This window comes from Synechococcus sp. UW179B (assembly GCF_900474245.1).
Taxonomy (GTDB): Bacteria; Cyanobacteriota; Cyanobacteriia; order PCC-6307; family Cyanobiaceae; genus Synechococcus_C.
Window position 1 is genome coordinate 117,078 of sequence record NZ_UCNZ01000026.1, and the last position, 17,184, is coordinate 134,261.

The following is a 17,184-nucleotide window of genomic DNA, read 5'->3' on the forward strand; positions in this document are numbered from 1 at the left end:
CAACCGACCCGAAAGGTTGCTGGTGAAATCTTTCAAGGGCTCCACATGGGAGTATTGGCTGGTTTGGCTGTATTGAAGGCCCATGCCCCGGCGGAACGATCTTCGTCGCATCCTCCTGTTGGGTTCCGGACCGATTGTGATCGGACAGGCCTGCGAGTTCGACTATTCAGGAACTCAGGCTTGTAAAGCCCTGAGGGCAGAGGGATTTGAGGTCATCCTGATCAACTCGAATCCGGCTTCGATCATGACGGATCCGGAAATGGCCGATCGCACGTACGTCGAGCCGCTCACGCCGGACGTTGTGACGCGCGTGATTGAACAGGAGCGGCCCGATGCCTTGCTTCCAACCATGGGAGGGCAGACCGCTCTCAATTTGGCGGTTGCCCTCGCCGAAAATGGAACGCTGGAGCGGTTTGGCGTTGAGCTGATCGGTGCTGATCTCCAAGCGATTCAAAAAGCGGAAGACCGTCAACTGTTCAAGCAGGCGATGGAGCGCATTGGCGTTCACGTTTGCCCGTCAGGAATCGCGTCCAATTTGGACGAGGCTGAATCGGTTGGTGCCTCGATTGGCAGCTATCCACGCATCATTCGACCCGCCTTCACGCTCGGTGGAAGTGGCGGCGGGATTGCTTACAACCCCGAGGAGTTCAGTGCCATTTGCAAGACGGGCCTGGATGCCAGTCCTGTCTCTCAGATTCTGATTGAGAAATCTCTTCTCGGCTGGAAGGAATTTGAGCTTGAGGTGATGCGTGATTTGGCAGACAACGTCGTGATTGTTTGCAGCATCGAGAATTTGGATCCCATGGGGGTCCACACCGGTGACTCAATCACCGTGGCACCAGCCCAAACGCTGACAGATCGGGAATACCAAAGGTTGCGAGATCAATCGATCGCGATCATTCGTGAGATCGGTGTGGCCACAGGTGGCAGCAATATCCAGTTCGCCATCAATCCGGCTGATGGCGAAGTGGTGGTGATCGAAATGAATCCAAGGGTGAGTCGCTCCTCTGCCCTGGCCAGCAAGGCCACTGGATTTCCGATTGCCAAGATCGCTGCGAGGTTGGCGATTGGATACACCCTCGATGAGATCCTCAACGACATCACTGGGAAGACACCAGCCTGTTTTGAGCCGACCATCGACTACGTGGTGACGAAAGTCCCTCGTTTTGCATTTGAAAAGTTCCGGGGATCTCCCGCTGTTTTGACAACCGCGATGAAGTCGGTTGGTGAGGCGATGGCCATCGGTCGTTGTTTCGAAGAGTCGTTCCAGAAAGCCTTGCGATCCCTGGAGACTGGCCTGTCCGGCTGGGGGGGTGATCGTCCGGAGCCCTCGTGCTCTAAAACCGATCTTGAACGCTCGCTAAGGACGCCTTCTCCCGATCGGATTTTGGCTGTCCGCAGCGCCATGCTGGCAGGAATGACAGATGACCATATTTATGAATTGAGCCATATTGATCCTTGGTTTCTTGCAAAGTTAAGGGGATTGATTGATGCTGAATCTGAGCTTTTAAAGGACCGCACGCTCGAAGATCTTGATGAACCAGCGCTGTTAAAGCTTAAAATGTTGGGGTATTCAGATCGTCAAATTGCCTGGTTTGTTGATAGTAAAGAGCTGGATGTGCGAGAGCGCAGGGATCAATTGGGTGTGACTCCTGTCTTTAAAACAGTGGATACATGTGCCGCTGAATTTGCCTCCTCCACTCCTTATCACTATTCAACCTATGAACGTCCGCTGTTTCGCTTGAAGTCAGATGGACAACTCCAACCCATGGCTCCTTCCACTGAAGTTGCCGTTGAAACAAGACCCAAGTTAATGATTTTGGGTGGAGGTCCTAATCGCATCGGCCAGGGTATCGAATTTGATTACTGTTGTTGCCATGCCTCTTTCTCTGCGCAGGATCAGGGTTTTGCGACGGTGATGTTAAACAGCAATCCTGAGACGGTCTCTACGGATTACGACAGCAGTGACCGTCTTTATTTTGAGCCTCTAACGCTCGAAGATGTGCTGAATGTGATTGAGGCAGAGTGCCCCAGTGGAGTGATTGTTCAATTTGGTGGGCAGACACCTCTCAAGCTTGCATTGCCTCTTTTGAATTGGTTATCCACAGCGAAGGGAGTGTCGACCGGGACTCAAATTTGGGGGACTTCACCAGAATCTATTGATCTCGCGGAAGATCGAGAACAGTTCGAGGCCATTTTGCGGAAACTTGATATCCGACAACCTCGTAATGGTCTGGCTCGGAGTGAAGTTGAAGCGCGATCCATTGCTGGCAACGTTGGCTATCCCGTCGTGGTTCGTCCCTCCTATGTCTTAGGTGGGCGCGCTATGGAAGTCGTCTACGACGAGACGGAGCTCAATCGCTATATGAAAGAAGCTGTTCAAGTAGAGCCAGATCACCCTGTGCTGATTGATCAGTATCTAGAAAATGCTGTTGAGGTTGATGTTGATGCCCTTTGTGATCGTGAAGGTACCGTTGTGATTGGTGGCTTGATGGAACATATCGAACCGGCAGGAATTCACTCTGGAGATTCAGCCTGCTGTTTGCCTTCTATCTCTCTGAGTGATGATGCTTTGGCTGTTATTCGGCGTTGGAGTGAGGCGTTAGCAACCACATTGAAAGTTCAGGGATTGATCAATTTGCAATTCGCGGTTCAACGTGCTGTCGATGGAGAAGAGAAGGTGTTCATCATCGAAGCCAATCCCCGTGCGTCTCGAACGGTTCCCTTTGTGGCCAAAGCCACCGGTGTGCCTTTGGCCCGACTGGCAACACGCCTGATGGCTGGTGAAACCTTGAGTCAGGTTGGTCTGCTGAAGGAGCCCGTTCCTCCTTTGCAAACCGTGAAAGAAGCGGTGCTCCCCTTCCGGCGTTTTCCAGGGGCCGATTCTCTTCTCGGTCCCGAGATGCGCTCGACTGGTGAAGTGATGGGTTCTGCATCTGATTTCGGCATGGCTTTTGCCAAGGCAGAACTCGCGGCAGGGGAAGCGCTGCCTACCGCCGGAACCGTCTTTCTTTCCACCCATGATCGCGACAAGACGGACTTGGTGCCTGTGGCGCACCAGCTGATTGGATTGGGCTTCAAGTTGATTGCAACGTCTGGAACTGCCAGGGCTTTGCGTGAGCAAGGGTTGGAGGTTGAGTCTGTCCTCAAGGTGCATGAGGGACGGCCCAACATCGAAGACCTGATTCGCTCTGGCGGGGTGCAGTTGGTGATCAATACGCCGATTGGACGTCAAGCTGCTCACGATGATCGCTATTTGCGCCGGGCCGCTCTCGACTATTCCGTTCCCACCCTCACCACACTGGCTGGTGCGCGTGCAGCTGTTGAGGCGATTGAAGCCTTGCAAACTCGAACAATCGTGATTCATGCCCTACAAGACGTCCACGCATCGCTTGTTGGCCAGTAGGGTTTTAAGAGCTTGCTGTTGATCTCTTGACCACGACCTCCGCGACAGTTATCGCTCCAGGCAGCGATTGCCGGGATGCTTTTCGTGCTGCTTATCAAAACCGTTACACCTGGGATCCAGGATTTTCCGGATACTCAGGTCGCTGCATTTGGCTACAAGGTGAGCGCTCTGTAGAAGGGACGTTCCATGTTGGCTCTGATCTAAAAGCCAAGGTTGAAGGGGTTTCCGATCCTGAAGTTGAAAAAGCTTTTGCGTCGCAACTTTGGGAAGTCTGTATTCATCGTGTGCGCCGCACATTTGAGCAGACCCATTCTGAAAATACCTTTACCGCCGGTGATTGCACCGATGAAGGTCTTGAGGTGATTATTGGCGGTAAAGGTGAAGGTGATAAGTACCGAATTAACAATGATGTTGTGACGATGGTCCATCGTCATATTCATGGAACGGTGGTAACCATTCATACCGAAAGCACAACTGATACAGGGAATGGTTACCTCAGTCGTTGTTACACCAGTCAGTACTCTGATCCAGCGAGTGGAGAGGCCCGCGGAGGAATGAATCGTTTCACCGACACCTTTGTTCCCGTTTCTGAAGGTGGGGCTTGGGTGCTGAGCGAGCGCACAATTCGTACGGATGCATGCGCTGATTCTCCTGCAAGTGAGCAGACTTTTCGCTTTGTTGACCTGACAAGCGCCTGAAATGTGGCACCATCAGCTGAGTTTCAGCTGATGAATGGAAACACTTATTTCGGCAGTCAACGATCCCATCAATGGGATCGTTTGGGGCTGGCCGATGGTCATTTTGATTGCAGCGACGGGCATTCTTTTGATGTTCGGCCTGCGTTTGATGCCGTTGCGACGCTTGATCTTTGGCGTTCGCGTGTTGGCTACTAGGTCAAGCGCCTCTGAACAGGGAGATATTTCTCCTTTCGCAGCTTTGATGACATCTCTGTCTGCCACGATCGGCACCGGCAATATTGCTGGTGTGGCTGGTGCCATTGCCGTGGGTGGACCCGGGGCTGTGTTTTGGATGTGGGTGATTGCTGTGTTTGGTATCGCCACCAAATATGGCGAGGCTGTGTTGGCTGTGAAATATCGCGAGGTTGATGGTCTTGGGAACCACGTCGGTGGTCCGATGTATTACATCCGCAATGGTCTTGGTAAAAACTGGCAATGGCTTGCTGTTTTGTTTGCCACGTTTGGAATGCTTGCTGGTTTTGGAATTGGCAACGGAGTTCAGTGTTTCGAAGTCTCCAGTGCTTTAGAGGCCTTTGGTATTCCAAGGTTGGTGACTGGATTGGTGCTTGGAGTGCTTGTCTTTGCTGTGATTATTGGCGGAATTGACCGGATTTCTCAAGCAGCGTCAGCTTTGGTTCCAGCGATGACCATCCTCTATATCCTTGCCTGCGTTGTTGCTTTGGGGATCAATATTGTTGACGTACCTGCTGCTTTTGGAACGATTTTCTCCAATGCTTTCAGTGGAGAAGCTGCTGTAGGTGGCGCTGTGGGGCAGGTGGTTCTTATGGGCTTTAAACGCGGCATTTTTTCCAATGAAGCTGGTTTAGGCAGTGCTCCAATTGCCCATGCGGCCGCCAAAACGAATGATCCCGTTCGTCAAGGCACTGTTGCAATGTTGGGAACCGTGATCGATACCTTGATTCTCTGCACGTTGACGGCACTGGTGATCATTACCAGTGGGGTTTATGGCGGTGGAGAGTCTGGTGCGAATCTCTCGATCTTGGCGTTCAATACAAGCCTGAGCGGTGCCGGATGGGTGGTCACTGCCGGTCTCATCGTGTTTGCGTTCACAACCGTTCTCGGTTGGAGTTTCTATGGAGAACGCTGCACCGAATTCTTGTTTGGCGAAAGGGCGATCAAGCCCTTCCGCTTTGTCTGGGTTGCCGTTGTCGTTATCGGCTCAGTGGCAGGAGATCGAGGCGTTGTTTGGGGTGTCGCTGACACCCTGAATGGCCTGATGGCTCTTCCAAACCTTGTTTCTTTGATCCTGCTCTCGCCAGTGATTATCAAGCTCACTGGCGACTACAACTTCAGTCGCTCTCAGGAAGAGGGCTGATCTCTTTTAGGCGTTCGTTGAGCTGCATCGCCATTGACTGGCGCCCTACCGCTAACACTTTGAGGGTGTCCTCATGCATGCGTAATTGGGCGTCAGCAACCTGCATTCCTCGGACGAGCTCTTTCAATTCATCTGGAAGCTTATTCAGGTCGTAGCGTTTTCCTTCAAAGGTCAGAATTGGGTTCTGGTCTTGGGAAACGGAAGAGCTGGTCATCAATGGAGAGCAAACGGGTGAATCTTATTGGCTGGTGCGTTACTTGAAACCATTCATTCGTTAACGCGGATGAATTGCCTTTCGCAGAGTTCTCGATATCTGCCGCCCTGGCTCATCAGAGCGTCGTGGCTGCCCTGTTGGCTAATGCGACCATGCTCTAAGACAACAATCAAGTCGGCTTCCTGAACGGTGGCCAGACGATGGGCAATCACAATCACAGTTCGGCCCAGCATGGCTTGCTTGAGTCCAAGTTGAACTGCGGCCTCCGCCTCGGCATCGAGCGCACTTGTGGCTTCATCCAACAACATCACGGCGGGATTTCCCAGCACAGCTCTGGCAATGGCAATGCGCTGGAGCTGTCCGCCGGAAACGTTGGTGCCGCGCTCCTGCAGTCGGGTGTTGTAGCCGTCTGGGAGACGGATGATGAAATCGTGGGCGTTCGCGAGATTTGCGGCTTGATGGAGCTGTTCCTGCGTGGCCTGTCGACCAAATCGAATCGCTTCCGCGATCGTTCCTGAAAAGACGCTGCTGCGTTGAGGCACAAGAGCGACTTGTTGTCTCAGGTCGCGCGCGCTGACCTGGCTCAGATCCTTGTCATCAAAAAGGAGCTGTCCTTTGTTGACGCGATTAAAGCGAAGGAGCAGAGAAAAAAGTGTGGTCTTACCAGCCCCCGACGGTCCCACGAGGGCCACAACTTGTCCGGCCTTGATGGAGAGATTGAAGTTTTGAAGAACTGGTTGTCCTGGGGTGTAGGCGAACTCAACTTCATGGAAGTTCAAATCTCCCCGCAAGCGACCAAGCGGAAGCGACGGGACGGGATCGGCGGGTTCCGAAGGCTCCTTCTCGATTTCACGCAGACGGCGCAGAGAGGATTGTCCCTGCTGAAATTCGTTGTAATTCGCTGTGACATGGGCGATCGGATCGATTAGCAGGACCAGGCCGGTGAGATAACTGATCAACTCAGGGACGGCAAGGTCGCCGCTACTGATCCTGATCGCGGCTAAGACCAGGACGGTGGCGAAACCCAGGACTTCAATGATCCCGACCACGGGATGTTGAAGCGCCACCAGGCGATAGGTGTTGTACCGAGCTTGGCGGTGCTGATCGATTTCATCTTCAAAACGACTCTCTAGCCAGGGTTCTGCGGCAAACGCGCGTACCAGTGGTAGCCCTTCGATGGCTTCTCCCAGCAGACCTGCCAGCTCACTCACCTTTTTTTGGCTTCGTTCTGTGGCGACCATCACCCTCGCTCCAAACAGGCTGATCAGCCAGGCAACGAAGGGTGCGAGTAGCAGGATTGCGAGGGTTAATTTCCAGTCAAGCCAAAGCATGTAGCCAAGAACGGCCACTAACTGCAGTGCGCTTGGGATGCTGTCGTGGAGGGTTTTGTAAATCACCTCGCTCACACGATCGGCATCTTCGGTGAGCCGATAGGTGAGATCACCTGACGACATTTTTTCCAAGGCACCGAGCTGCACCTTCTGAAGCCTTTGAAACAGATCTCGTCTCAGCGACTGGCTGACTTGCAGAGCAGGACCTGCAAGCAGGGAGTCTTGGCCAAATTGTGCGAGCTTTTGGATCGCGAAGACCAACAGAACCAGGCCAATGACCGGCAGGATTCTTTGCAAATCACCCGAGCCCACATCGGGCAAGAGTCGGCCCATCAGTCGCATCAACACCAACTGGCTGCTGACAAAAACCAGCATGCAAAGAGTGCCGATCGCCAGGAGCCGCCTGTGAGGTCGCAGCAGTGGAATCAACCTGCGGAATCCCGCTTCTGATGGCTTCAGCATCAAGTCAGACTATCAATGGCGATTGGACTGACTGGTGCAGGAATGAGACTTGATCAATTCCTTAAATGGATGGGCTGGGTGGCGACGGGTGGAGAAGCCAAGCTGCGGATTCAGGGGGGTGATGTGTTCGTCAATGGCGACCTTGAGCAGCGGCGTGGCCGTCAACTGAAAGCCGGCGATCGCGTCCAAATGGGTGTCGACTCTGCCGAAGTTTCGGATTCTCTTCAGGCAGGGCCGTAAGTTGTCAGCTGCTGAGCTGCAGAGGACGGAAGCGTGCGCAAACCGGTGATTGCTGGCAACTGGAAAATGCACATGACCTGTGCGCAAGCCAGGGCCTGGATGGGCACGTTTCTCCCTCTCATTGCAGAGCTGCCCGATGACCGACATCTGGTGGTGGCTCCACCCTTTACGGCGATCAGCACGCTCGCTGAGCTGAGCCAAGGAACGCGCCTTGAATTATCTAGCCAGAACGTGCACTGGGAGGGAGAGGGCGCGTACACCGCTGAGATCTCTCCGAGCATGCTCAAGGAGCACAACGTTGAATACGCGATCGTTGGTCACAGCGAACCTCGCAAGTACTTCAGCGAGAGTGACGAACAGATCAACCACCGGGCGCGATCGGCTCAAACCAATGGCTTGATTCCGATTGTTTGCGTTGGGGAAAGCGACGAGCAGCGCAGCCGAGGAGAGGCTGAGCGGGTCATTCGTCGTCAGGTTGAACAGGGCTTAGAAGGACTGGACCCCAGCCAGCTGGTGGTGGCCTACGAGCCGATCTGGGCGATTGGTACGGGCAAAACCTGTGAAGCGAGTGAAGCCAATCGCATCTGCGGATTGATTCGTAGTTGGGTGGGTTCACCAGATTTGATCATTCAATACGGGGGCTCGGTGAAACCAGGCAACATCGACCAGTTGATGGGAATGAGTGATATCGATGGGGTGTTGGTTGGCGGTGCCTCTCTGGACCCTGAAGGCTTTGGGCGGATCGCGAACTACGTGAAAAGCTGACGTCGATGCGCTGGCCGAAGGATTGGGGCACGCGCCCTGCCGTGATGGGAGTGATCAACCTCACTCCCGATTCCTTTAGCGATGGTGGTCAGTTCAATCAGCTCGATCGGGCCTTAGCTGAGGCGGCGCGTCAGGTTGCCTCAGGGGCTGATTGTTTGGATCTAGGTGCGCAAAGCACCAGGCCGAATGCGACTGAAGTGGGAGCGGATGAGGAGCTCAAGCGCCTGTTGCCAACGCTGAAGGCCATTCGTGCCGCTTACCCCAAGGTGTTGATCTCCGTTGATACCTTTCTTGCCGGGGTCGCCAACCAGGCGCTGGAGGCTGGCGCTGATTGGATTAACGATGTGAGCGGTGGACGCCGTGATTCAGGGATGTTTCCGCTGATCGCTCGTGCGGGCTGCCCATTTGTGCTGATGCACAGTCGCGGCACGAGCCAAACGATGGATCGCTGCACGGACTATGGAGAACAGGGTGTTGTCCAAACGGTTTTGGAAGAATTACGAGCAGCAACAACATGTGCTCTTGAGGCCGGTGTGAATCGTGACCAGTTGCTTTGGGATCCAGGCCTTGGTTTTGCGAAAACAACCGCACAAAATCTCACCCTGTTGCAGCAGCTCGAGACCCTTGTGGCTGAAGGGATTCCCCTTTTGCTGGGTCCCTCTCGAAAACGTTTTATCGGAGCTGTGCTCGATGAACCAAGAGCTCGTGCCCGTCTTTGGGGGACGGCTGCCGTCTGTGCCAGGGCAGTGGAGGCTGGCGTTGCCGTCCTACGTGTGCACGAGGTAGGACCTATTCATCAAGTGGTGACCATGGCCTCAGCCATTCGTTCAGATCGCTAGAACAGCGTTCGATTTCCATGTGGCGATGATGAGTGAAACGAGTCTCACTCTTTTGTATGACGGTGCTTGTCCGCTGTGTCTGCGAGAAGTCAAGTTTCTGAAACGCCGCGATTTGCATGGAAGGCTCGCTTTTATCGACATCGATCAAGACGCCTACGACCCTGCCCAATGGAAGGGAATTAGTTACCGAGAAGCGATGGCACGCATTCATGCCATCCGTGCTGATGGAGAGATTCTTCAGGATGTGGCTGTGTTCCGAGAGGCCTATCGCTGCGTTGGACTTGGTTGGATCTATGCCCCGACCCAATGGCCTCTGATTGGATCTTTGATCGATCGCATCTATGCACTTTGGGCCTCGCAGCGTTTGCGCATGACAGGACGCGCAAGCCTGAATGAACTATGCAATTGCAAGCAGAATGCTTCTTGATTCAGGGGATTTCGCGACGAAAAGTTTTCTAATTGCATGATAATCGCCTCTTCTGCTTCGTTATCGAATCCCTAAAAAGCAAGTTTGTTTTTTTTGAATGCTTTGATCTTATCAAGCTCTTATTTAAGAAGTTCTTCTGTTGGCTTGTATTCGTGAGTCCTTGAATCGGAGATAAGCTTCTATCGCATGGTCAATAAAAGACTGCAAATACGCATTGTTAATGGCTTTTGGCGGCTATTTTTTTAAAGCGCTTATATGCTTCCGGGATTTATTTATGAGATGGAAGAGGAAAAATTACCCCTCTGATGTGACTCCTTCGATTCGATCCTCAACCTCTTGATAAAGCTCCTGAAGTTGCTGGATGTTTTCGTCAGATGTTTCCCAGTATCCACGGCCATTTACTTCTAGTAGGGTCCCAACAATACGCCTGAAGCTATGAGGGTTGAGTTCCAGTAAGCGTTTGCGCATTTCTGGATCGTTGATGAATGTTTCATTCGCTTCTTCGTACACAAAGTTGTCAACAGACCCGCTAGTCGCACTCCACCCGAGCGTGAAGTTGAGTCGTTTGGCTACTTCACGCACGCCTTCATAACCCGAATCAAGCATCCCTTCGTACCACTTCGGGTTCAGTAATTTGGTGCGCGAGTCAAGGCGAATGGTTTCGCTTAAGGAGCGAACCTGAGCATTCGCCGTGGTCGTGTCGGCGATGTAGCTCGTGGGTGTTTTCCCATCATCGCGTAGCCCCTGAATCAGCTTGGTGGGGTCGCTGTCGAAGTAATGGCTTACATCGGTGAGCGAGATCTCAGCGGAGTCGAGATTTTGGAATGTCACGTCTGCTGTCTTCATGACTGATTCGAAGACGTCGCGCTTTTGATCCATTTCGCCGGGGTTGTCGGCATTAAACGCAAATGTTTTGCGGGAGAGATACATCTCCTGCAGTTCTCCTTCCTCTTCCCAACTACTGTTTTCAACGGCGAGGTTTACATTTGAGCTGTAACTGCCGCTCGCATTAGAAAACACACGGCAGGCAGCATCGCGAAGGGTTGTTCCTTCTTTTTCAGCTTGTTCAAGGGCATGTTTTCGAACAAAGTTTTGTTCAATGGCTTCATCAGATTCCGCAGCCATCTTCACGCCTTGATCAATCAGGGCCATCTGATTGATAAATAAATCTCGGAACACGCCCGAACAATTCACCACAACATCAATCCTTGGTCGGCCCAGTTCTTCCAGGGGAATGAGCTCTAGCTTGTTAACCCTGCCTAAGGAGTCTGGAACGGGGCGAACTCCGATGAACCAAAGGATCTGTGCGAGAGATTCCCCGTAGGTTTTGATGTTGTCTGTTCCCCAGAGCACGCAAGCGATGGTTTCAGGCCAATCGCCTTGTTCTGCTCTCTGGCGTTCGATCAATTTGTCGACAACAACTTTGGCTGCAGCAACAGCTGCTCTGGTTGGAATCGCTTGAGGATCCAGAGCGTGAATGTTTTTGCCACTGGGCAGTACGCCTGGATTCCTGATTGGGTCTCCACCAGGTCCTGGGAGAACGTATTCCCCATCAAGAGCCCTTAAGAGGCTCTCCATTTCCATGTCTGCGCAGATTTGTTGGAGGCAGAAACGCAAATAGGTAAACAGGGTGTCCAGCGCCGTGTTGTCGATGCTTGTAAAGCCACCAGCTGAACAGGCTCGGAACCAAGGCGATGGCAGTTTGAATCCAAAGCGAGAGATCAGATCCAGCAGCCAACCGAAGTTTTCGCGCATGTTGACGCGACCATCACCCCCCGTGAGCGATCGCACCATAGAACCCACAGCAGCGCGTGAGACTTCTGTGATCGTGCGATTGAGCTCCACATCTTCAAGCACACCATCGTCGTTGCCTCGATAGATGTCTTCAATCTTGCGGCCGATCGATTCTGCGAGCAGCCCAGGAAGAGAACGAAGGCCTTCTTCTTCACGCTCCAAGGCGGCAATGCTCACCAGCGTTGCAATCGCTTCTTCTGCTGTGGGCGGCTTACCGATGGTATGGAGGCCGCATGGAAGCAGGCGACTCTCAATTTCCATCAATTGGCGGTAGATGGCCCCAACAATGGCGTCGCGATCTTCAAGCGTTAGATCAGAGGAATCATCGTCTGGAAGGGTGACGTCTTTATCAAGATTGCAAAGGCGAGCGGTTTCCACGATTGCATTCACGATCTGAACTCCTCGACCGCTTTCCCTCAGTTGTTGATAGGAACCCACCAACTCACCCAGCTCCTTTAATCCTTTGTAGAGGCCAGCATTTTCTGCTGGTGGTGTGAGGTAACTAATCGTGGACGCATATCCCCGCCGCTTAGCGATCGTTGCTTCAGATGGATTATTTGCTGCGTAGTAATAGAGATTGGGCAAGGCTCCGATGAGGGAGTCTGGATAACAGGTTTCACTCATACCCATTTGCTTGCCGGGCATAAATTCAAGGGATCCATGGGTTCCGAAATGGAGCACGGCATCTGCTCCCCAAACTTTCTCTAAATAGGTGTAATAGGCCGCGAATCCATGGTGGGGACTTGCGCTGCGGGAATAGAGAAGGCGCATGGGATCGCCTTCATAACCAAACGTTGGTTGTACCCCTACAAAAATATTTCCAAAATGACGTCCATAAATCAATAAATTCTGTCCGTCACTGTTTAAATTGCCTGGTGGTTTTCCCCAGTTTTCCTCTAAGCGTTCGGAATAGGGAGTGAGTCGTTCATACTCTTCAACGCTCATGCGATGGGCGATCGAGAGTTCTGGTGAGCCTTGAAGGGCTTCTGGATCGTTGATGACTGTTTCCATGAGTGCCTTGGCATCACGCGGCATGTCCTGCACGTCGTATCCCTTGGCCTTCATCTCTTGAAGAACCCTGTGAATGGAATCGAAAACGTTCAGATAGGCGGCCGTTCCCACATTTCCTTTGTCAGGGGGAAAGCTGAAAACAGTGATCGCTAACTTTTTTTCTGCCCGTGGTTTGAGCCGTAGGGACGACCATCGGATTGCCCTCTCCGCAATGGCATCGACGCGATCTTGAAGGGTGTGGGCCTTGCCAGTGGCGTCATCACGACCAGATAAAACAATCGGTTCGATGGCCCCATCTAATTCGGGAATCGCGATTTGCAGTGCAACTTGTACTGGATGAAGACCTAGATCACTTTTCTCCCATTCCTGGGTGGTTTGAAAGACCAATGGCAGGGCCACCATGTAGGGCCTGTTGAGCTTTTTGAGTGACTCCACAGCCTTCGGGTGATCCTGACGCGCTGGACCGCCAACCAAGGCAAAGCCTGTCAGCGAAACGATGCTGTCGACCAAAGCCTGATCTGAATTGAGCGGGTCGTAGAAGAACGCATTGACCGGCTTTGAGAAATCAAGACCTCCGCAGAAGATCGGAATCACGCGAGCACCACGGAATTCAAGTTCTTGGATGGTGGCTACGTAATGGGCATCGTCTCCCGTCACGATGTGACTGCGCTGAAGCACAAGGCCAATCACGGGCCCCTTACGGGCTTTTTCGTTGAGATCTGGGCGACTGGCCGTCCAATTCAAATATTCCTTCAAGTCCTCAAACATTTGAGGTGCGAGTGGATGCCAAATACCTAGATCAGGAAAGACTTCGGGATCTGCAACGGCTAAATCAGGACGATCATCACTTTCTGATGCAGGAAAAACATATTTATCAGCCAGCATCAGCAGAAAATTGCGCAGATTATCTGGAGTGCCACCCAACCAATATTGAAAACTGAGCATGAAGCTGCGGGCGTCTTGCGCTTTCTCGACAGGCAAATATTTGAGCACCGTTGGAAGGGTGTTTAAAAGTTTGAGCATGGCGTCTTGAAACCCTGCGCCACCAGCTTCCTTTCGCTTTTTCATGAAGCCGGCAATCGCGCTCTTGCTCTGGCCGAGCTGCGCCATCGAGAAGCTGCCAAGCTTGTTGAGACGCATCACTTCTGGCATCGAAGGGAAGACGACTGCGGCCTTCAATCGATCGCGGTGCGGACTGACAGCATCAACAACTTTTTGTGCAAGATCTTCAATGAAGATCAGGGATCCAATAAAGACATCCGTTTCAGCGATGTCTTTTTGAAAATCTGCATAGTTGAGCTCATCACGAAGTTCCTCGATGAGATAACCGCACAGTTCGATGCCAATCGGACCGTCTTGAGCATTAAGGCTGATGGCTGCCTGCGTTAACGCACTCTGATATTGCGGTTCAAGAACGACGTAGACGGCCTTCATGACCGAATGGTGATTGTTGTTCTCAGCAGGAACAATCCGACGATCAGCGGAACGGACCTGCGTAAACATCAGCACTTCTGAGCAATGTAACGAAGCTTACGGGTGTGAGAGTCGCTCTGCTTGAGATCGGCATTTCGTGTTACATCCGCGCCTGGCCCCATAGGCTGAGTCCATCTGCAACACGTTCATGAGCGACATCCAGACCGGCTCGATACCCGTAGTGGTGACCGGTGCGCTGGGTCGAATGGGTGCAGAAGTGATTCGAGCTGTGCAGATGGCTCCGGATTGCCATTTAGTGGGTGCCGTGGACAACACACCTGGTAAAGAAGGGCAAGACGTGGGCGAATTACTGGGGCTTTCTGCCCTTGAGGTGGCTGTTACTGCTGATCTAGAGGGCTGTTTGTGCTCTGCAAGTCAGGCGGTTCGTGATGCAGGTCCTGGGCAAGGAGCCGTCATGGTGGATTTCACCCATCCTTCTGTGGTTTATGCCAATACCAGGGCTGCGATTGCCTACGGAGTGCACCCCGTGATCGGGACCACGGGGTTGTCACCGGCTCAACTTGATGACCTCCAATCCTTTTCCGACAAAGCATCCGTGGGTGGAGCTGTGATTCCCAACTTCTCTGTGGGGATGGTGCTGCTTCAGCAGGCCGCTGCTGCTGCTGCGCGGTTTTATGACCACGCCGAGCTGACCGAGCTGCATCACAACCGCAAAGCCGATGCTCCTAGTGGAACCTGCATCAAAACAGCCGAACTCATGGAGGAGTTGGGCAAACAGTTCAACGAATCAGAAGTGGATGAGCATGAATCCCTTGCTGGTAGCCGTGGTGGGCAGCGTCCGAGTGGGCTGCGATTGCACTCTTTGCGATTGCCTGGCCTGGTGGCCCATCAGGAAGTGATGTTTGGCTCCCCAGGTGAGACCTACACCCTTCGCCACGACACGATTGATCGGGCTGCCTACATGCCAGGCGTTTTGCTTTGCGTCCGCAAAGTGCGGCATCTTCAAGCCCTGGTCTACGGCCTTGAGCGTCTTCTTTAAGGGGTTGGAACGATGTTGATTCCGCTTCGTCCCGGTGAGTTGTATCGGTTGATTCCTGCTGTTGCTACGGGCCAGCAATTCAGATCTGCCCTTGGCAATCCTCGAAAAATTCTGCAGCGTTTGCTGATTGCCACGATTGGGGGAGTGATCACTCTCTTGATCAGTCAGAGCCAGCTATCTAGTCGTTGGGGCTCGATCTTGCTGGTGATTGGTGTTGTGTTTCTCCTCTACATCTTGTGGGGACCGATTGTCGAAGCTGGTCGAAAAAATGCAGTCTTACGTCGCTATCCAGCTGCCGCTCTTTTTGAAGGGGAGATCGTTAAGACCTATCGGCAGGAGCGGGTTGAAAATCAAAGGGAGCAGGCTGATGCTCGCGGCCAGCTCGAATTGATTGAAAATCGACGGACCTGGCTGGTGCTGGAGCTAGCTGATGAGGACGGCTATCTCGGACGGATCTCTTTTCCAATGACCAAACAACATGCTTCGATCCGCTCCGGAGTTGTGATCCGTTGTGTGGTCCTGAGTGATCGCAACGACTTTTCGAGGTTGGGGGCCCTAACGGACGCTTGGCTTCCCGGCCTGCGGATGTGGATCGGTGAGTACCCATATCTGCTGCGCCCTGCGTTTGAAGACCTCTGTCGCATGCGCTTGCGCAAAGTTTCTTCACAAATGGGTTACACTTCTTAAACACCGGCAGGTTCCCCATGACTCAGGCCTCTACAAACGCTGCAACCATCCGCGGCGCAACAGTGACCACCGAAGATGGTGGCCGTCTCAATGCATTCGCAACAGAGCCACGCATGGAAGTTGTGGACGTTGAGAGTGGCTGGGGCTTCCATGAGCGCGCTGAAAAGTTGAACGGTCGCATGGCCATGCTTGGCTTCATCGCCCTGCTTGCAACTGAACTGGCCATGGGTGGTGAATCCTTCACCCGTGGACTGCTCGGAATCGGCTGATCACGGTATGACCGGCTCTTTGGCTCCGATTCGGATCAATGGAGCCGGTCCCACTGGAAGTTTGTTGGCCATTGGTCTTGCGAATTTCGGGTACTCAGTTCATCTATTCGATCCCCTCACTGCGGAACAAATCTGTTCTCGGAGTAGGGCTTACGCGCTAACTCACTCCTCAAGACGTCTCCTAACGCGATTGGGATTTTGGAATGAGTTAGTTCCGTTTTTATCACCCTTTAAGACGCTCCGTCTCGAAGATCGTGGTGTCAATCGATCTGTAAATTTTACAGAGTTAGATCTTCATTCATCGAATCAATCAACGCAATCTGTTGGTTGGATTTTGGATCATCGTTCCTTGATGAAGCTCTTAATGAGCAGGCTTGAGAGTTCACCTCATATAAAGCTTCGTCTTGGTGAGACGACGCATCAACCATCTAAATCTCTCGATTCTTTTGGTTTGGTGATCGCCGCTGATGGCCCCCGTTCTCCTACGCGATCACAGTTCAGCTTTCCGTGGTGGTCCCACACCTATACGCAGGGATGTTTAACCGCAAAAGTTCGTTTTCGTGATCTTAATTCTGAATACGCTTTTGAATGTTTTAGGCCGGAAGGACCTTTGGCTATTCTTCCTCTAGGGAATTCCGATTTCCAAGTTGTATGGAGTGCGCCTCTTCATCGATGCCGTCAGCTAGCAGGTCTTGAAACGTCTGCTTTTTTGGATCAGCTTTGTACCATTCTTCCTCAGGGACTCGAGCCTGATGCTTTGCTCGATTCACCGGCTGCTTTTCCTCTAGAGATTAGTTTTGCACCAAAACTGAATAGAGAAAATGTTGTTCTGGTTGGTGAATCTGGCCATCGCTGTCACCCTGTGGGCGGGCAAGGACTCAATCTTTGTTGGCGAGATGTGGACACTCTCCTGCAATTAATGACGTCTGCTTCTTGTGTACGGCGTGGTTTAAAAACTGTGCCTGGTGCTTACAGCAGGCGTCGTTATTTTGATCTGTTAACGGTCGGTTTGGCGACGGATCTTCTTGTGCGTTTGTTTTCTAACCGCCAGTCAGCACTTTTGCTCGTCCGCCGTTTTGGGCTGTTCATGCTCAAGCACTCTCCCTTGTTTCGTCGTGTTTCGCTGCAGGCGATGTCGGATGGACCAAGCACGCTTTTGCAAAGCTTGCCAGAGTGAGCGCAATTGATTGGTA

Annotated in this window: 14 protein-coding genes; 11 read left to right on the forward strand and 3 right to left on the reverse strand. The window is 52.6% G+C overall.

The annotated features are described in order from the left end of the window. Positions 1-82 precede the first annotated feature (82 nt). The 3 genes from carB to DXY38_RS11835 are packed head-to-tail and all read left to right on the forward strand — an operon-like array spanning position 83 to position 5,479. Complete coding sequence (gene carB, locus DXY38_RS11825) at positions 83-3,406, forward strand: carbamoyl-phosphate synthase large subunit (RefSeq protein ID WP_115071806.1); 3,324 nt, start codon at positions 83-85, stop codon at positions 3,404-3,406. A 26-nt stretch (positions 3,407-3,432) separates the two neighbouring features. Then, entirely contained in the window at positions 3,433-4,104 is a 672-nt protein-coding gene (locus DXY38_RS11830; RefSeq protein WP_115071807.1) for a DUF3386 domain-containing protein, read from the forward strand. A gap of 34 nt (positions 4,105-4,138) precedes the next feature. After that, positions 4,139-5,479, forward strand: coding sequence for a sodium:alanine symporter family protein (locus DXY38_RS11835; protein ID WP_115071808.1), 1,341 nt, complete (start codon positions 4,139-4,141; stop codon positions 5,477-5,479). On the opposite strand, the gene DXY38_RS11840 is transcribed toward DXY38_RS11835, so the two are convergent. Together DXY38_RS11840 and DXY38_RS11845 are read right to left on the reverse strand one after the other, a co-directional pair. Further along, positions 5,454-5,693 (reverse strand): DUF6447 family protein, encoded by a 240-nt coding sequence (locus DXY38_RS11840; protein ID WP_115071809.1) that lies wholly within the window; start codon positions 5,691-5,693, stop codon positions 5,454-5,456. The genes DXY38_RS11835 and DXY38_RS11840 overlap by 26 nt on opposite strands. Before the next feature lie 53 nt (positions 5,694-5,746). Then, positions 5,747-7,486, reverse strand: coding sequence for an ABC transporter ATP-binding protein (locus tag DXY38_RS11845; RefSeq protein WP_115071810.1), 1,740 nt, complete (start codon positions 7,484-7,486; stop codon positions 5,747-5,749). Between the two features lie 15 nt (positions 7,487-7,501). On the opposite strand from DXY38_RS11845, the gene DXY38_RS11850 reads away from it, so the two are divergent. The 4 genes from DXY38_RS11850 to DXY38_RS11865 are packed head-to-tail and all read left to right on the forward strand — an operon-like array spanning position 7,502 to position 9,757. Next, positions 7,502-7,726 carry an RNA-binding S4 domain-containing protein gene (locus DXY38_RS11850; RefSeq protein ID WP_006852427.1) on the forward strand — a complete coding sequence of 75 codons (225 nt, stop codon included), beginning with the start codon at positions 7,502-7,504 and terminating at the stop codon, positions 7,724-7,726. Positions 7,727-7,759: 33 nt separating this feature from the next. Beyond that, positions 7,760-8,491 carry a triose-phosphate isomerase gene (gene tpiA, locus DXY38_RS11855; protein WP_038013100.1) on the forward strand — a complete coding sequence of 244 codons (732 nt, stop codon included), beginning with the start codon at positions 7,760-7,762 and terminating at the stop codon, positions 8,489-8,491. Between the two features lie 5 nt (positions 8,492-8,496). Next, complete coding sequence (folP, locus tag DXY38_RS11860; RefSeq protein WP_115071811.1) at positions 8,497-9,330, forward strand: dihydropteroate synthase; 834 nt, start codon at positions 8,497-8,499, stop codon at positions 9,328-9,330. A gap of 25 nt (positions 9,331-9,355) precedes the next feature. Continuing rightward, positions 9,356-9,757 carry a thiol-disulfide oxidoreductase DCC family protein gene (locus DXY38_RS11865; RefSeq protein WP_115071812.1) on the forward strand — a complete coding sequence of 134 codons (402 nt, stop codon included), beginning with the start codon at positions 9,356-9,358 and terminating at the stop codon, positions 9,755-9,757. A gap of 294 nt (positions 9,758-10,051) precedes the next feature. Here the strand turns inward: DXY38_RS11865 and DXY38_RS11870 are convergent, their stop codons facing one another. Next, entirely contained in the window at positions 10,052-14,065 is a 4,014-nt protein-coding gene (locus tag DXY38_RS11870; protein WP_115071813.1) for a magnesium chelatase subunit H, read from the reverse strand. 118 nt (positions 14,066-14,183) lie between these two features. Here DXY38_RS11870 and dapB point away from each other — a divergent pair, with 118 nt between their 5' ends. From dapB to DXY38_RS11890, 4 genes are read left to right on the forward strand one after another with little or no spacing between them, the layout of a single operon-like run. Beyond that, positions 14,184-15,035 (forward strand): 4-hydroxy-tetrahydrodipicolinate reductase, encoded by an 852-nt coding sequence (dapB, locus tag DXY38_RS11875; RefSeq protein ID WP_115071814.1) that lies wholly within the window; start codon positions 14,184-14,186, stop codon positions 15,033-15,035. A 12-nt stretch (positions 15,036-15,047) separates the two neighbouring features. Next, positions 15,048-15,722: a hypothetical protein gene (locus tag DXY38_RS11880; RefSeq protein WP_006852433.1), complete on the forward strand. Its 675-nt coding sequence runs from the start codon at positions 15,048-15,050 to the stop codon at positions 15,720-15,722. Between the two features lie 17 nt (positions 15,723-15,739). Further along, positions 15,740-15,991 (forward strand): hypothetical protein, encoded by a 252-nt coding sequence (locus tag DXY38_RS11885; RefSeq protein WP_006852434.1) that lies wholly within the window; start codon positions 15,740-15,742, stop codon positions 15,989-15,991. A 7-nt stretch (positions 15,992-15,998) separates the two neighbouring features. Then, positions 15,999-17,168, forward strand: a complete 1,170-nt coding sequence (locus DXY38_RS11890; protein ID WP_115071815.1) for an FAD-dependent monooxygenase — start codon at positions 15,999-16,001, stop codon at positions 17,166-17,168. Positions 17,169-17,184: the final 16 nt, after the last annotated feature.

Excerpts from the sequence above, each read along its gene's own strand:
- carB (WP_115071806.1), top strand. The coding sequence starts at position 83 with ATGCCCCGGCGGAACGATCTTCGTCGCATCCTCCTGTTGGGTTCCGGA.
- DXY38_RS11835 (WP_115071808.1), top strand. The coding sequence starts at position 4,139 with ATGGAAACACTTATTTCGGCAGTCAACGATCCCATCAATGGGATCGTT.
- DXY38_RS11840 (WP_115071809.1), bottom strand. The coding sequence starts at position 5,693 with ATGACCAGCTCTTCCGTTTCCCAAGACCAGAACCCAATTCTGACCTTT.
- DXY38_RS11845 (WP_115071810.1), bottom strand. The coding sequence starts at position 7,486 with ATGCTGAAGCCATCAGAAGCGGGATTCCGCAGGTTGATTCCACTGCTG.
- DXY38_RS11850 (WP_006852427.1), top strand. The coding sequence starts at position 7,502 with ATGGCGATTGGACTGACTGGTGCAGGAATGAGACTTGATCAATTCCTT.
- folP (WP_115071811.1), top strand. The coding sequence starts at position 8,497 with ATGCGCTGGCCGAAGGATTGGGGCACGCGCCCTGCCGTGATGGGAGTG.
- DXY38_RS11865 (WP_115071812.1), top strand. The coding sequence starts at position 9,356 with ATGATGAGTGAAACGAGTCTCACTCTTTTGTATGACGGTGCTTGTCCG.
- DXY38_RS11870 (WP_115071813.1), bottom strand. The coding sequence starts at position 14,065 with ATGTTTACGCAGGTCCGTTCCGCTGATCGTCGGATTGTTCCTGCTGAG.
- dapB (WP_115071814.1), top strand. The coding sequence starts at position 14,184 with ATGAGCGACATCCAGACCGGCTCGATACCCGTAGTGGTGACCGGTGCG.
- DXY38_RS11880 (WP_006852433.1), top strand. The coding sequence starts at position 15,048 with ATGTTGATTCCGCTTCGTCCCGGTGAGTTGTATCGGTTGATTCCTGCT.
- DXY38_RS11885 (WP_006852434.1), top strand. The coding sequence starts at position 15,740 with ATGACTCAGGCCTCTACAAACGCTGCAACCATCCGCGGCGCAACAGTG.
- DXY38_RS11890 (WP_115071815.1), top strand. The coding sequence starts at position 15,999 with ATGACCGGCTCTTTGGCTCCGATTCGGATCAATGGAGCCGGTCCCACT.